This window comes from Pseudomonas sp. FW305-96 (assembly GCF_058783825.1).
On sequence record NZ_JBYSYW010000002.1, the window covers coordinates 98,082 to 113,387 of the forward strand.

Below are 15,306 nucleotides of genomic sequence, written 5' to 3' on the forward strand. Positions count from 1 at the left end.
GGTTTTTTTACGCCTGGAGGAATACATGGGCGAAACCAACAGACCCGTGATCACCGGCCGCAAAGGTGGTCAGAAGAAGCCCAAGACGCCGATCGAGGCGCCGGACAGCCTGCGCTCGGTCGCAGTCGCCAAAATGCTCCTGGCCATCGGTGAAGGTGAGTTCGCTGGCACGCCGACGCCCCGCGACATATACCTCGACGGCACGCCGTTGATGGATGAGCAGGGCAATTACAACTTCCCTGGCGTGAAGTGGGAGTGGCGCACAGGCTCGGTGGAGCAACCGCACATTCCCGGTATCCCCTCGGTGGACAACGAGATCAGCCAGGGTATCGAGTTACGCAGCGACAAGCCTTGGGTACATGCCATCAGCGATACCCGCCTGTCGGCGGTGCGCCTGCGCTTCGCCTGGCCGGCGCTTCAGGCCATGGACAGTGCCGGGAACATCAATGGCCATCGCATCGAGTATGTGATCGAGGTGGCCACCGATGGTGGTGCCTACCAGGAAGTGCTCAAAGATGCGGTGCACGGCAAGACCACCAGCACCTACGAACGCACTCGCCGTATCGACCTGCCCGCGGCCCAGACGGGCTGGACCTTGCGCGTACGCCGGCTGACGCCGAACCAGAACAACAACAAAGTCGCCGACACCATGCAACTCGCCGGCCTGACCGAGGTGATCGACGCCAAGCTGCGCTACCCCAACACCGCGCTGCTGTACATCGAGTTTTCCGCCGAGCAGTTCCGCAACATTCCGGCGGTGACCGTGGAGTGCCGGGGCCGCAAGTGGCCGGTCCCGAGCAACTACGATCCGGACACCCGTGCCTATATCGGCGTGTGGGACGGCACCTTCAAGGAGGCCTGGACCGACAACCCGGCCTGGGTTACGTACGGTATCTGCACCAACGACCGCTTCGGCCTCGGCCGCAGGATCAAGCCGTGGATGGTCGACAAGTGGGAGCTGTACCGCATCGCCCAGTACTGCGACCAGCTGGTGCCCGATGGCAAGGGTGGCCAGGAACCGCGCTTCATCTGCAACCTCAACCTGCAGAGCAAGGCCGAGGCCTGGTCGCTGCTGCGCGACATCGCCGGCATCTACCGCGGCATGACCTACTGGGCCCAGGGCCAGCTGTACAGTCTGGCCGACATGCCACGGGCCACCGACTTCGACTTCGCCTACACCCGGGCCAATGTCATCGGCGGCAAGTTCAACTATTCCAGTGGTTCGGAGCGTAGCCGCTACAGCCGCGCGCTGATCAGCTACGACAATCCGTTGAACAGCTACGACACCGATGTCACGGTGGTCACCGACGAGAAGTTGCAGCGCCGCTACGGCGACAATCCGCTCGAGATCAGCGCCATCGGCTGCACCCGCGAATCCGAAGCTCAACGCCGTGGCAAGTGGGCGCTGGCGACCAATGCCCGTGATCGTGGCATCAGCTTCCGGGTCGGCATGGACGGGCGCATCCCGTTGCCGGGCTTCGTCATTCCGGTGGCCGACGAGTTGCTGGCCGGACGCGCTATCGGCGGCCGGATCGCCGCAGCAAGTGGCCGCCAGGTCACCCTCGACCGCGATACCCAGGCCAAGGCGGGTGACCGCCTGATTCTCAACCTGCCCGACGGCACCTGCGAGGCGCGAACGGTTGAGGCGGTCGCAGGTCGTCGCCTGACGTTGACCACCGCCTACAGCGTCGCCCCCGAGGCCGAATTGGTCTGGGCGCTGGACGCGCCGGACCTGAGCGTGCCGTTGTACCGCGTGACCAGCGTGTCGCGACCCGAGCCAGGGGTCTACGAGATCAGCGCGGTGCAGTACGAGCCGAGCAAGTTTGCCCACATCGACAGCGGCGCGCGGCTGGAGGAACGGCCAATCAGTGTCACGCCGATCAACCTGGTGCCGCCGCCGAACAGCGTCAGCCTCAGCAGCAACCACGCGGTCAGCCAGGGCCTGGCGGTCAGCACCCTGACCATTGCCTGGCCAGCGGTGCCCGGCGCGGTGGCCTACGAGGTGGAATGGCGCAAGGACGACGGCAACTGGATCAGCCTGCCGCGCAGCGGGGCCACCAGCGTCGATGTCACCGGGATCTACGCCGGTGACTACCTGGCGCGGGTCCGTTCGATCAGCGTCGGCGAGATCACTTCGATCTGGAAACTGTCCGAGCTGACCCCGCTCAAAGGCAAACTCGGCACACCACCGGCAGTGGCCCAGTTGCTGGCCACCAGCAAGGTGTTCGCCATCGCTCTGGACTGGCGGTTCCCCGAAGGTACAGGCGATACCCAGCGTACGGAAATCTGGTATGGCAGCAGCGCCAATCGGGTCGATGCGAAAAAGCTCGGCGACTTTGCCTACCCGCAGGCCGAGCATGAGCTGCAGGGCCTGGCCGCCGGCGCGCAGCTGTTCTTCTGGGCGCGCCTGGTGGACCGCAGCGGCAACGTCGGCAAGTGGTACCCGGAGGGCATCGGCGTGCGTGGGCAGTCCAGCGCCGAGCAGAGCGACTATGACCGCTACTTCTCCGGCAAGATCAGCGAGTCGGCGCTGGGCAAGCACCTGTTCGAGCGTATCGAGCTGATCGATGGCACGGGCAATGGTTCGGTGAACCAGCGTCTGCAGAACCTGAACAGTGACGTACAAACGCGCCTGGACGATGTCGCCCGCGCCGCCAATGCGCTGAGCTACGACTCGGCAAAGGCCTATGTCACTGGCGATATCGTGCGTCAGGCCCAGGGGCTGTATCAGGCCCTCAAGGCGGTGCCGATCAAGACGCCGCCGCCCAGTGCCGGCTACTGGCTGGATGTCGGCCAGGTGGTCAAGGACAGCAACGGCCTGGCGGCGCGGATGAGCAAGGCGGAAAGCCAGATCACCGCCGCCGAAGGCGTCAATACGGTGCAGAACACCCAGCTCACCGGTTTGCAAAGCGCCTTGTCGGGCAAGGCGGACGCCGCGGCCCTGACCACGCTGAGCAACAAGGTCAGTGAGTCCCAGGGCAAGCTCGACAGCCAGGCTTCGGCGATCACAGGCCTCAAGGCCGCGCTGGGCCAGCAGCCGGACAATCTGGTGATCAAGGGCGACTTCGAGGATGGCGACGCCCAGCCCTGGACCTTCGACGCCAAGCTGTATCCGGCGCCTGCGGTTGTCGTCCCGGCCAACTTGGCCGGCACCCGTTATGGCAAAGCTATCGCCTTTTATGGCAACAGCTTCTGCGGCACCACCAACAACATTCTCTGCGGCTCGGAGGAACAGTTCGACCTGGCGGCCGAGGTCAGTTCCGATGAAATGGCGGCCGGGCAGACAGCCCAGTTGCAGATGCAGTTCTACGACAAGGACAACAAGAACCTGGGCTACCTGGCGGCTTTCAGCTTCCCGGCCGCCAGCACCAAGGGCTTCCGCAAACTGAGCGGGCGGGTCAAGGCACCGGCCGGCACCGTCAAGGGGCGTATTCTCATCCGCACCGAGCCGGCCAACGGTACCGGTCGCTCGCTGTGGTGCAACATTGTCGCGCGACGGGTCACCCAGGCCGACAATGCCAATGCCGGTGCCATCAGCGAGCTGGGTGCGACGGTCAGCCAGCAGGGCCAGACCCTGGTCGCCCAGGGGTCGTCCATCAGCGACCTGACCAGTCGCGTCGGTGACGTGGCAGGTCAGGCGGCAGGGCAGGCCAAGGCCATCAGTACCCTGCAGACCCAGGCGACCCAGCTCGACGGCAAGGTCACCGCCCAAGGCACGCGCCTGGATGGTATCTACGCCCAGGTCAATCCGCCGTTGGCGGGAAGCGGCAGCGACCTGGCGGGTTCCACCCAGACCCTTGTCGGCGTGTGGTCCGAGCAGTCGGCGCGCATCGAGGACGGTCTGGCAATGGCACGCAAGCTGGACACCGTGCAGGTGCAGCAGGGCCAGACCAACGCCTCGGTGCAGCAGCTCAGCCAGGCCCAGGTCGGGATCGACAAGAAACTGTCGACGATGTGGTCGGTGAAGATGGAGGTGACCAACGATGGCCAGTACGTGGCAGCTGGCGTGTCGCTGGGCATTGAGGACAAACAGAGCCGCTTCCTGGTGCGCGCCGACAACTTCTCGGTGGTCGGCACCCAGGCCGGTGGCCAGCTGTTCACGCCGTTCTCGGTGAACAACGGCCAGGTCTTCATGAACTCGGCGCTGATTCAGGACGGCACGATTTCCAGTGCCAAGATCGGCAACGTGATCCAGTCGAACAATTACGTCGCCGGCCGTACCGGCTGGCGCCTGGACAAGAGCGGCGCGTTCGAGATCAACGGCTCGGTGGATGGCCAGGGTCGCCTGGTGATCACCAACCAGCTGATCCAGATCTTCGATGCCAACAACACCCTGCGTGTACGCATGGGTATCTGGGGGTGATGGATGAAGCTCGGGTTGCAAACCTGGAATGAAGACGCAAGCCCGAACCTGGACACCAGCAACCGACTGGGCACCCTGCTCGGCTCGGTAGTGACCGGGACCCGTGCAGGGAGCCTGATCGTGCCGGAGCTGGCGCGTGGCGAGCCGTTCTATTTCTTCCACCCCGAGGTGTTGCCGTCACGGCCACCGAACTTTCAGCTGCCGTATGAGCTGATCTATCCGGTGGTCAAGCTCCAGGGGCAAACGCTCAGCTGGAGCTTTCCGGCGTTCCGCTATACGGGCGCCTATGCGCAGTACGGCTACAGCGTTTCGGTGAAAATTATCTATGGGGTGTTCTGATGGGGCTGGAAGTCTTTGCCGAGGGCAATCACATTCAACTGACGGGCAACAATCCGGTACTCAGCCTGGTGCACAAGCGTACGGTTGCACTGGTTGCAGGATTCGATCCGTTCAACCGGACACTGATGGCCGGTGCCGACGTGACCTTGCCCGCTCACGGTGTGCTGTTGCTGGGGGATACCCAGGGCCAGTACATCTCGGTGGAGTACGGGCTGGGGCACAAGGATGTGGTGCGGTTCGCCTGCTTCAACCCCACGGTGATCACGATCTATGTGTTCGCCAAGGCGCCGATCATGCCTAGCAAGTGGGGGTTGCAGAGTTATTCGGCAACCGGTGAATTGCTCTATGACTCCAGCCACAAGACCTTGCGCATCGCCTATGCCGGGCCGGTGACCAAGGCCGGGTTGGATTTCCCGGTGGTGCCTGGCAACACCTATGCCGCCGGGCTGGCGTACTACCGCCGTTACTACCTGGTCCCGCCATTCCACACCACGACCTTTGTCCAGCGCGACATGATCCGTGTCGATCACGGCAGGGTCAGCCTGGGACGTCGCCTGGCGGTCATCGAGGACAGCAACTGGTCCGACGAAATGTTTCTGGAGCCCAATGCGAGCATGCCAGACCCTGAACCCGGCCCCATGGCGCCCCTGATCATCGCAAGCGTTTCTGGCTACTGACGATAGCGCGGGTTCCCCGGCGACAACCTTTCTTCTACCCGTAGCGCCAGCCAGCGGCTGGCGAACGGCCCAGCATGGAAATACACATGGCCAAGCAGACTATCAACCTCGGTACCGCCCCCGGCGGTACCGGCGGCGACACCCAGCGCTCCGCCTGGGTCAAGGCCGTCGCCAATTTCGACGAACTCTACCAAGCCGATGCCAACCTGCAGACCACCAAGGCCGCGGCGGGCAACAACGCTGATATCAAGGCGTTGACCGGTCTGGTCACGCCCCTGACCCTCGCCCAGGGAGGCACTGGTGGCAAGAATGCCGTCGAGGCCCGCGCGGCCTTGGGCCTGGGCACCGCCGCGACTCGTAACGTCGGGCAGGCGGCAGGCAACCTGTTGGAGGTCGGGGCGTTTGGCGTGGGTGGCAAGTCGTCTCCCTACAGCGACTCGATCAACCGCATGGAGGGTGGTTTCTCGCTGATCACACCCAACACCCAGTACGTCGGGGCCACCGGCATCAGCTACGGCTCGGTGCTCACGGTGCCCTACAGCGAAGGCGAATTCCGTGGCGGGCAGCTGTTCTTCGGACAGGCGCCTGAGGCCCGCCTGGTGCTGCGATCGGGCAGCTTCGCCACGGCGACCTTCAATGTCATCTACCACACCGGCAATACCACCCGTGCCGCAGACGGCACCCTCAAGGCGATCTGACCATGACCCGAGCCGCAATCAATCTCAACGGCCCGACCGGCGAGGTCATCGACGTGACCTCCCTGGGGCGCAACACGATCAGCAGCCACAAGGCCGGCATCGGTGAATACCGGGTGCAAGGCACCCTCGGCATGGCGCCGCCGCCTGAGGGCTGGGGCTATGTGATCAACCCGCTGGATGCCGGTGTCGAGGTGCGTATCCGACATGTCGCGCCAATCCTGGAGATCAGCGTCAGCCGCGACGGTGTCGCCAGCGATCTGCAGCACAGCCTGACCTTGCACGTGGCGGTCGAGGCGTTACCGCTCGAGCCGCTACCGGAACCCCAGCCCGATCCACTGGCCGCTGCCCTGCGCGAGATCGCCAAACGGCGCGCCCAGGCCGATCAAGTCATTGCCCCCCTGCAGGATGCCGTTGACCTGGAAGAGGCCAGCGCTCTGGAACTGGACAACCTCAGGGCCTGGAAGCGCTACCGCGTGGCGCTCAACCGCCTGGCCGACCAGGACGGTTTTCCTGAAACCCTCGAGTGGCCAACCGCACCGCAATGATCGCCACTTTCCTGCATGAGGAATCGCCCATGAGCGAGCTCTCCATACTCAGTGCGACGCTGACTGCCAGGGTGCGCGAAGCGCTGCCGGCGCTGGCCTCAGTCGACGGCCAGGACCGCACCGACACAATGCCCGCGCTGCCCGCCCTGCGCCATGGCATCTTGCGCATGATTGCCGACGGCTCACCACGCGATGGCCGCTCGGTATTGCTTGCCACCTTCGAGGCCGACATCACCCTGGATCCGACCCAACCCGAGGCGCGGCTGCAGGGCAGCGAGTTGGCCGCGCAGCTGATGGACCTGCTGCGTCAGCAACTGTGGGGGCTGGACTTCGTCGAAGCCTGCCGCAATGTTCAAGCGCAGTACGACGGCGCCGGCTGGAAGGTGCGCTGGGAACAGCCAATCCTGTTCGGCGAGCCGCGCTGGGACTGGCCCGATCAGCCTCCTGGCAGCCTGATGCTGGGGCTTGACCCAGACACCGGTCCGGGCAAGCAGCAGGCTTATTGGGCGCCAGTGGATCTGTCATGAGCTACGCCACGGCGAGCGCGTTGGTGGAGCTTGAGGTCAACGTATTGGCCACGGCAGGTTTCATGAACAGCGCGATCGTTATCCAGGCAGACATCATCACTGGGGGAACTGAAAAGTTCGAACCACATCGCAGGGCAACAGGGTATTGGGATCAACTTCATGATCAATGAATTTGAGATGAATATTGTTCAGCCAGGATAGGCAGGAATGAATATCACCCATCAACGTGTCACCGCATATGATGCGACGCGCATGCACGTGCGCCTCGGTATTTGGAGTTGATATGTCACAAGGGCTTCAGGTGTTTAATGTCACGGGTTTAACGACGGTCGATATCACTGATCGTCTTACCCGAGTCATTGGCCAGATCTACTCTGGCTCTAGCGCTGGCAGTATTCAGGTCCCGGCTTTTGGGGTATATGGCACCGGCTGGGCCTTTGTGCAGCAACGCAACGTTTCAGCAGACGCTTCCGGAAAACGGACAGTAAGGGTGGATATAAGCGGAACTGTGCTTAGTTGGGACTTTCCGGGGCTGCCTGAGTGGGCGATTCTTCCGGGCACTATTGTGTATGGAGTGTACTGATGCCTGCCGGGCTTCAAATACTAAATGCTAGCGGCACCCTTCAAATTGATGAATGCTTCAAAAGCATGGTATTGACTCAGAAGGGTACCGTAGTCTTGAATCGGCCGAACTTTACGGGAATAAATCCGTATCAACAGGCCGCTTACGCGACGATCAATTATCCTGTAAGTGCAAGGCAGCCGGTTTTAGCGCTCAGATCCCCGGTGAACGTGTGCTATCTAACAACAGATACCGGGTTTAATGTGTTTGGTTTGCCGAATCATGTGGGAGCTACCGTCGAATATTTTATTTTTGACCAAGTGGAGTTTGGAGTCCGCCCTGGAAATGTTGGTTTGCAGGTGTGGGGCTCCGCAGGCACTGAGGTGTTCAATAGTAATAATAACTACATGAAAGTTTTGAGTTCGTATTCTGTTGATCTGGTCGTGTCTGACGTGGGTAATCCACCGACTGTCCCTACTTATTCCGGTTCAGCGCCCTCCGGTAGGAAGTTGGCTGTATGCATGGGCGTGCAGAGTACCGGGCATTTCATTCAGGGTGTGGGAACCTCAGCGCAGCCGGTGGCAATTATAAGGTACTGGCAATGTCAATGTATTACCCCCACGGATAACACTTTCACGCTGTCGAACAGAGTAATTCAGCAATTTGGTGGTCCGATAACTGCTCGGCCCGGGTCGTCAGGGGCTATTAGTCCATTTAATAGCGGCTTGATTTTGGATGTTACTGGATATTAGGGGGACGAATGGCTCAACAAAGCTTAGAGTTTGGCACTGCCCCGGAGGGCGCAGACGGTGATGACGCACGCACAGCATTCACAAAGACAAACTTGCGCATGACCAGCGGCGGCGAGCCACGTTGGGGTTGGTCCAATCAGTCTCTTGGCAGCCTGATGTTGGGGCTCGACCCAGGCACCGGCCCCGAAAAGCAGCTGGCCTATTGGGCGCCGGAGGATCAGGCATGAGCTACGCCACGGCGATGCATGACCGCATGCTGGCGTGCCTGGTGATTCCCTGCTCGGTGGTGGCGGTGGACTTGGCCGCGGCCCGGGTGCGGGTAAGCGACGGCGACTGGACCAGCGCCTGGGTGCGCTGGCATAGCCAGGCCGCCGGCAAGGCCCGCCACTGGCGGGCACCGAGCCTGGGCGAGCAGGGTGTGCTGCTCAGCCCCAGCGGCGAGCCGGCGCAAGGCACCTTTGTGCCTGGCCTGTATGGCAATGCCGGCAGCGCACCGGATGACCGTGACCATGTGGAAGTCTGGCGTTTCGCCGACGGCGGTTCGCTGAGCTATGACTGGCAGGCCGGGCGCTACGACATCCAGCTGCCCACCGGCAACGCGCGTGTCCAGGTCGGCACCAGCACCCTGTTGGTCAGCGACAATGCGATCAGCCTTGACGCCAGTGCCATCACCCTGACCGGCAAGGTCATGGTCAACGGCCCGCTGTTGGTCAGCGGCGACATCAATGGCGGCGGGCGCATCATCGACACAGCCGGCAACACCGCCAATCACAAGCATTGATCCATTGTGCTGCGAGCGCGCCACGGTCAGCGGCACCACTTTGTCGTGAGACCTGACCGGGTTGGCGGCGTGGGCCATACAGCCGGGCATCACCGTCTTCGCAGGGCCAGGATTGGGCAGTAACCAGGGTTCGGTTGCGGCCTTCAACAACGGATTGGTTCTGGACTTAACAGGATACTAAGAGGTCATATGCCACTCGATTCGATCAAGCTGGGAACCCCTCCCAGCGGCGCGGACGGTGACGTTCTGCGCACCGCATTCATGCGGATCAACAACAACTTCAAGATGATGGACGACATGGGGCTGACAGCGCCCATTTCGCCTACCCGGGATATTTCCGACCTCAACCAGGCGATCAACCCAGGTTGGTACAGCGCGCTGAGTGGAACAACGGCGCACCTTCCGCCAGGGATAACCTACCCAGTGGTCTGTGTGGCACAGACAGCCGTTGGGTTCATTGTGCAGATCGCGCTGGATCCCATGACCGGCAAGTCGGCGAGTCGAGGCTTCAATGCCAATATCCAGGCCTGGACCGATTGGCGTTCAACCCCTGCTTCGTCCGACCTGGGTACAGCGGCCTTCGCGGCACTGACCACGTCCACTGGCGACTCCACCACTGGCCGTGTGTTGAAGGTCGGGGATTTCGCCATTGGCGGCTTCACCCCAGGCGTGGTGGAGGGTGACATCGATGCGCTGCGCTCCACCGGAGACTACTACGTCGAAGGCAAAAGCCTTGGTGTCCTGCCATTCAATACCAACGGTTACCTGCGTGTCTGTTCGGTGGCAGGTAGCTACTCAATGCAGACGTTCACCGCTTACAACGACAGCAGCCTCTACCAGCGAATGCTGATCAATGGCAAATGGACCAGCTGGTATGAGAAGTGTGCCCCGACCACTCGGCTGAGTGTTTCCAGTAACCTGAACTTCGAATACAACCGTGATTGTCAGTTCGTCGATACCACGGTCAACCGACCCGCTTTCATTGCCTATGGCGTAGTGCGCACCATGTGGCGAGTGGCCAACAGTGAATGCGTGCAGGTCGCCTGGTCGGTCACCAATGAATTCACGGCCATGCGCCGGGTAATTGGGGGCGTCTGGACGGCATGGGTCAATACCACGCCGATAGGGACCGTGGGGCAGGGCTGGCAAGCGACCGCCCGGGCACTCAACACCTCCTATGTGAACGACAGCGGACGACCCATCCAGGTCAAGGCACTGGTTGGTCCTGCCACCCAGGTCAACTCATACCTGCAGTGGGTCGTCGGTGGCGTCACCCTCACCGGGTCCTACAGCGGCGCAGCAGGTCAGTACATCGACAGTGGCGCCATCATTGTCCCGGCGGGCGCGGCGTATGGTTTGTTCGTTGGCAACAACCCGGGGCCACTCAACAGTTGGTTCGAAATGCGATGACAGGAGGTCGAAATGTTTGATCCGCACATGAAGTATTACCGTGACGAGCCATGGGATGGCCTGGCGATGATCCATGCCTTCAAGGTTGATGGCACACAGGATGCGTATATCGAAAACGCACTGGTTCCGCTGACCGAAGCCGAAGTCCAAGCGTACTACCAAAGGCTGTTGACGCCCGATCCTGTCAGTACTGCGCAGGCTGAAATCGCGCGTCTACGCAGCCTTGCCGACGCCGCCATCGCTCCGCTACAAGATGCCGTCGAGCTGGATGACGCCCACGAGGCCGAGGCCGTTCGATTGCAAGCATGGAAGCGCTACCGCATCGCGTTGAACCGTGTGTTAGAGCAGCCAGGCTACCCTGCCGCGATCGACTGGCCAGCGCTGCCGTCCTGACCCTGTCGAGTCGAATCCCAAGCCCACGCTCGTGGGCTTTTTCATATCAGGAGAACGTCATGCATATCCGCGCATTGGATGAGCATGGGACTAGAGGTGCCCCATGATCGGCATGGATCGCCGCACCGGCCAGCCACTGTCGAGCGTCGCCCACCTGCGTCAATCCATCGAAGACATCCTCACCACACCACTGGGCAGCCGGCGCATGCGCCCTGACTACGGCAGCCAGCTGCGCCGCTACGTCGACCTGCCGGTCAACGAAGGCTGGAAGAGCGCGGTGCAGGCCGAGGTGGCCCGCGCCCTGGGGCGCTGGGAACCGCGCCTGCAACTGGAGCGGGTCAAGGTGGTGGCCGTGCTCGACGGCCAGGTCAGCCTGGCCCTGAGCGGCCGTTACCTGGGCGATGACGCCCTGGTGGAGGTAACTGTATGAGCCAGGTCGACCTGTCGAAACTGCCCGCGCCGCAACTGCTCGAAGATCTCGATTTCGAGGTGCTCTACCAGGAAGACCTGACCAGCTTCCGCACCCAGATGGGGGAAGGTTGGACCGCCAACCTGGAAAGCGACCCGGTGACCAAGCTGCTCGAAGTGGGCGCCTACCGCAAGCTGCTCAACCGAGCGCGCATCAACGACGCGGCCAAGGCGCTGCTGCTGGCCTACGCCCAAGGCAGCGACCTCGACCAACTGGCGGCCAACGTCAACCTGCAGCGCCTGGTGATCCAGGTCGCGAACCCGAGCACGATCCCTCCGACCGAGGCCGTGCTCGAATCCGACGACGCCCTGCGCGAACGGGTGCAGCTGGTCTACGAAGGCCTGACCACCGCCGGCCCGCGCAACAGCTACATCCTCCATGCCCGCAACGCTTCGGGGCGGGTCGCCGACGCGACCGCCGAAAGCCCGTCGCCGGCCGTGGTGGATGTCACTGTGCTGAGCCTGGACAGCGACGGCGTGGCCAGCCCAGAGCTGCTGGCGCAGGTCAACGCCTACCTCAACGACGACGATATCCGCCCGGTCGCCGACCGGGTCAATGTGCGCAGCGCCGAGGTGTTGCCATACCGCGTCGAGGCGGTGCTGCACATGGCCGATAACGGCCCGGAGTTCGAGGCGATCCTCAGCGAGTGCCGACGCCGTCTCCAGGCTTGGGTCAACCCGCGCCGACGCCTGGGCGTCGAGGTCGCCCGTTCGGGGATCGACGCGCAACTGCATATCGACGGCGTGAGCCGTGTCGAGCTGGTCGGTTGGAGCGATATCCGCCCGAGCAAGGCCCAGGCCGCCTGGTGTACGGAAATCGAACTGCGGCGGGGTGGCTGACATGCAGAGTCTTCTGCCGCTCAACCGCACGCCACTGGAGCGGGCCATCGAGGTGGCCGCCGACGAAGACCTCAAGGCCGCCTTGCGCACCCTCTACAACCCCGACACCTGCCCGGCGCACCTGCTCTACCAGCTGGCCTGGGCCTGGTCGGTGGACCGCTGGGACGACAGCTGGAGCGAGGCGATCAAGCGCTCGGTGATCCGCTCGGCGTTCTTCGTCCACGCCCACAAGGGCACCCTCGGCGCCCTGCGGCGGGTGGTTGAACCGTTCGGCTACCTGATCGAGGTGCAGGAATGGTGGCAGGCCCAGCCGGCCGGGGTGCCGGGGACCTTTGCGCTGAAGGTCGGGGTGACCGACACCGGCATCAGCGAGGAAACCTACAACGAACTGTCGTCGCTGATCGACGACGCCCGGCCGGTCAGCCGCCACATGACCGGTCTGGCGATCAGTCTCGAAAGCCGTGGCGGTCTCTATTTCGGCTGCGCGCTGCAGGACGGCGATGAACTCGACGTCTACCCGCCGGCACCTCCTGACCTGATCGTCAGTGGCGCCATTGGTCGCGGCGGCCGGGAACACACAATCGATACCTTGGACATTGCACATGGTTGACCAGAATTCCCAGTTCTACGCCATCCTCACCAACGTGGGCGCGGCGAAACAGGCCAACGCGGATGCCTTGGGCATCCCGTGGAAAATCACCCAGATGGGCGTGGGCGACGCCAACGGCGCCGACCCCACCCCCAACGCCACCCAGACCAGCCTGATCAACGAATGGCGCCGGGCGCCGCTGAACCAGCTGAAGGTGGACGACAAGAACAGCGCGATCATCGTCGCCGAGCAGGTCATTCCGGCGGATGTCGGCGGCAAGTGGATCCGCGAGATCGCGCTGTACGACGCCGATGGCGACATGGTTGCCGTGGCCAACTGCGCGCCGACCTACAAACCGTTGCTCAGCCAGGGCTCCGGGCGTACCCAAGTGGTGCGCATGAATCTGATCGTCAGCAGTGCCAGCAATGTGCAGCTTAAGATCGATCCGGCTGTGGTCCTGGCTACTCGTGAGTGGGTCATCGAGGAATTGGCGCGGCAGGACTTCAAGCATTCGGTGCAGGTCGCGACCACAGCGGCGATTACCTTGAGTGGGCTGCAGACCATCGATGGAGTTGCACTGCAGGCGGGGACCCGGGTGCTGGTCAAGGATCAGACGGCGGCCAAGGACAATGGTATCTACTTGGTGGGCGCAGGCGCATGGACGCGCTGCAGCGATGCCGACAGCGATGCCAAGGTCACACCTGGCCTACTGGTGCTGGTCGAGAAGGGCACGGCTAATGGCGATAGCGCTTGGCAGTTGGTCAGCGATGGAGCGACGACCTTGGGTGTCAGTGCTCAGAACTATGAAATGGCCTTCGGTCGTAGCGGTGTGTCGGCAGGGACTTATCGTAGTGTCACGGTAGACAAGTACGGGCGAGTAGTTACCGCGACCAATCCAACCACGGTAGCCGGATACGGGCTGACTGATGTCTATACAAGGAGCCAGGTAGATGCTGTGCTAGCGCTCAAGGCTCCGCTTGCCAGCCCTGCATTTACCGGTGCCCCTACCGCCACGACACCTGTGAGGGGGGATATTTCGACTCGTTTGGCCACCACCCAGTTCGTCAAGGAAATGGGATTATCATTTCCCTCATATGTCACAGGGTTTCCGTCAGGTTCAACCTTGACCCTGTCTGAAGTCGGGCGAATGGTTTATATGAATGGTGGCGGTGCTCCGATATGGAGTAGTACTGTGGTACTACCTTCCTCGGGTATTCCGATTGGTTCAGTATTTTGCCTTTCCGTTGGGTCTGGGGATGGCACCATTACAGTTCATAAACCTGCTGTGGCAGGGGGGTACATCGCAATTGGGTCTCGTGCATATGACACCATTACGATCCGTTCTAATGAACCACCTTTGATGTTGGTATGTAATGCTGATCACACGTATGCAGTGATCGCCGGTGGCCTTTCAAATACTGCCGATTATGCCTCGCAAATTGCCGCGAACGGATGGGCTAAGAGTCCTAATGGCTTAATCGAACAGTGGGGGAGCATTTATCTGCCGGCGAATGTTTCTTCGGCAAATATCGATACGGTATTTCCGCTTAGATTTCCAAATGGTTGTTTGTCTGTCGTTGCCAGTATTGGTGTGACGATCGATGATTATGATCGAGTGTCTTATTATCGTCAGGATAGACAGTCGGTAAGTATCGGGAAGCCAAGTGTCGCAGGGTTTGATGGGCAAGCTTTCTGTGATACCAATGTTTATGATGGTCGCACTGTGCAGTGGCGTGCAATCGGTTACTGAGGAGAGTTTGATGTCAATCTTCGTCGTAAAGGGTGAGCGCTCGTTTTACAATGATGACGTTCATCAGCATATTCCCTCGGGCGCAATGAAGATATCTCAGGAACTTTATGAGAAGCTTCTTCAGGCGCAGTCAGAATATAAGATTCTTGATTTTAGTGTCTGCCCGCCCGTGATCTTGGAAAGAGAAGCTGAGTGGCCGAGCGTGTCGGATCTACAGGCGTTCATCGATGACCAGGTGGCCTCGATTTATGCCAATTGGAGCCGCTTCGAAAAAGAGCATCGTTCTCGTGAGAATGCAGCCCGACAATACAAGGATGCCGGCTATCAAGGCGATGCCAGCATCTGGATCAAGAGTTTCGCGGATTCTGCAGGCTTGACCTGCACCGAGGCTGCGGACCTCATCATTCAGCAGGCCGAACAGCAACGGTTGGACCAGGAGGCTCTGGCGGTATTGCGCATGCGCAAGCATGAGCTGGATATTGCCGATGGCGAAGCCCGATTCGAACGCTATCAGTCTTTGGTGCGAGAAATCGAATTGATCACCAGTCCCGAAACCAAGTGACTTCTGCCTTTCAAGACACCCCGCATATTTGGGGCGTTGTTCATCCTGAA

At 61.5% G+C, this 15,306-nt stretch carries 16 protein-coding genes; all 16 read left to right on the forward strand.

The window, feature by feature from the left end:
* Positions 1 to 25: 25 nt before the first annotated feature.
* The gene (locus tag AC3WL2_RS01840; RefSeq protein ID WP_102681641.1) at positions 26 to 4,363 is read left to right on the forward strand and encodes a TipJ family phage tail tip protein; all 4,338 of its coding nucleotides are present in this window, start codon (positions 26 to 28) and stop codon (positions 4,361 to 4,363) included.
* A 15-nt stretch (positions 4,364 to 4,378) separates the two neighbouring features.
* Positions 4,379 to 4,702 (forward strand): hypothetical protein, encoded by a 324-nt coding sequence (locus AC3WL2_RS01845; RefSeq protein WP_146022579.1) that lies wholly within the window; start codon positions 4,379 to 4,381, stop codon positions 4,700 to 4,702.
* On the forward strand, positions 4,702 to 5,379 hold the full coding sequence (locus tag AC3WL2_RS01850) for a hypothetical protein (protein WP_102681643.1): 678 nt from the start codon (positions 4,702 to 4,704) through the stop codon (positions 5,377 to 5,379). Before AC3WL2_RS01845 ends, AC3WL2_RS01850 begins: the two co-directional genes overlap by 1 nt.
* An 86-nt stretch (positions 5,380 to 5,465) precedes the next feature.
* Entirely contained in the window at positions 5,466 to 6,077 is a 612-nt protein-coding gene (locus AC3WL2_RS01855) for a hypothetical protein (RefSeq protein WP_102681644.1), read from the forward strand.
* A 2-nt stretch (positions 6,078 to 6,079) separates the two neighbouring features.
* Positions 6,080 to 6,622 carry a tail fiber assembly protein gene (locus AC3WL2_RS01860; RefSeq protein ID WP_102681645.1) on the forward strand — a complete coding sequence of 181 codons (543 nt, stop codon included), beginning with the start codon at positions 6,080 to 6,082 and terminating at the stop codon, positions 6,620 to 6,622.
* 29 nt (positions 6,623 to 6,651) lie between these two features.
* Positions 6,652 to 7,149, forward strand: a complete 498-nt coding sequence (locus AC3WL2_RS01865; protein WP_102681726.1) for a hypothetical protein — start codon at positions 6,652 to 6,654, stop codon at positions 7,147 to 7,149.
* The gene (locus tag AC3WL2_RS01870) at positions 7,146 to 7,319 is read left to right on the forward strand and encodes a hypothetical protein (protein WP_158247493.1); all 174 of its coding nucleotides are present in this window, start codon (positions 7,146 to 7,148) and stop codon (positions 7,317 to 7,319) included. Before AC3WL2_RS01865 ends, AC3WL2_RS01870 begins: the two co-directional genes overlap by 4 nt.
* Before the next feature lie 412 nt (positions 7,320 to 7,731).
* On the forward strand, positions 7,732 to 8,463 hold the full coding sequence (locus AC3WL2_RS01875) for a hypothetical protein (protein WP_146022578.1): 732 nt from the start codon (positions 7,732 to 7,734) through the stop codon (positions 8,461 to 8,463).
* A gap of 223 nt (positions 8,464 to 8,686) precedes the next feature.
* Positions 8,687 to 9,244 (forward strand): phage baseplate assembly protein V, encoded by a 558-nt coding sequence (locus AC3WL2_RS01880; protein ID WP_102681646.1) that lies wholly within the window; start codon positions 8,687 to 8,689, stop codon positions 9,242 to 9,244.
* A 189-nt stretch (positions 9,245 to 9,433) separates the two neighbouring features.
* Positions 9,434 to 10,654: a pyocin knob domain-containing protein gene (locus tag AC3WL2_RS01885; protein ID WP_102681647.1), complete on the forward strand. Its 1,221-nt coding sequence runs from the start codon at positions 9,434 to 9,436 to the stop codon at positions 10,652 to 10,654.
* Positions 10,655 to 10,666: 12 nt separating this feature from the next.
* The gene (locus AC3WL2_RS01890; RefSeq protein WP_102681648.1) at positions 10,667 to 11,047 is read left to right on the forward strand and encodes a tail fiber assembly protein; all 381 of its coding nucleotides are present in this window, start codon (positions 10,667 to 10,669) and stop codon (positions 11,045 to 11,047) included.
* A 103-nt stretch (positions 11,048 to 11,150) separates the two neighbouring features.
* On the forward strand, positions 11,151 to 11,477 hold the full coding sequence (locus AC3WL2_RS01895; RefSeq protein WP_102681649.1) for a GPW/gp25 family protein: 327 nt from the start codon (positions 11,151 to 11,153) through the stop codon (positions 11,475 to 11,477).
* Positions 11,474 to 12,355 (forward strand): baseplate assembly protein, encoded by an 882-nt coding sequence (locus tag AC3WL2_RS01900; protein WP_102681650.1) that lies wholly within the window; start codon positions 11,474 to 11,476, stop codon positions 12,353 to 12,355. The genes AC3WL2_RS01895 and AC3WL2_RS01900 overlap by 4 nt, the downstream gene beginning before the upstream one ends.
* Before the next feature lies 1 nt (position 12,356).
* Positions 12,357 to 12,965: a phage tail protein I gene (locus tag AC3WL2_RS01905; protein ID WP_102681651.1), complete on the forward strand. Its 609-nt coding sequence runs from the start codon at positions 12,357 to 12,359 to the stop codon at positions 12,963 to 12,965.
* Positions 12,958 to 14,694 (forward strand): phage tail protein, encoded by a 1,737-nt coding sequence (locus tag AC3WL2_RS01910; protein WP_102681652.1) that lies wholly within the window; start codon positions 12,958 to 12,960, stop codon positions 14,692 to 14,694. The genes AC3WL2_RS01905 and AC3WL2_RS01910 overlap by 8 nt, the downstream gene beginning before the upstream one ends.
* Positions 14,695 to 14,704: 10 nt before the next feature.
* Entirely contained in the window at positions 14,705 to 15,256 is a 552-nt protein-coding gene (locus AC3WL2_RS01915; protein ID WP_102681653.1) for a hypothetical protein, read from the forward strand.
* Positions 15,257 to 15,306: the final 50 nt, after the last annotated feature.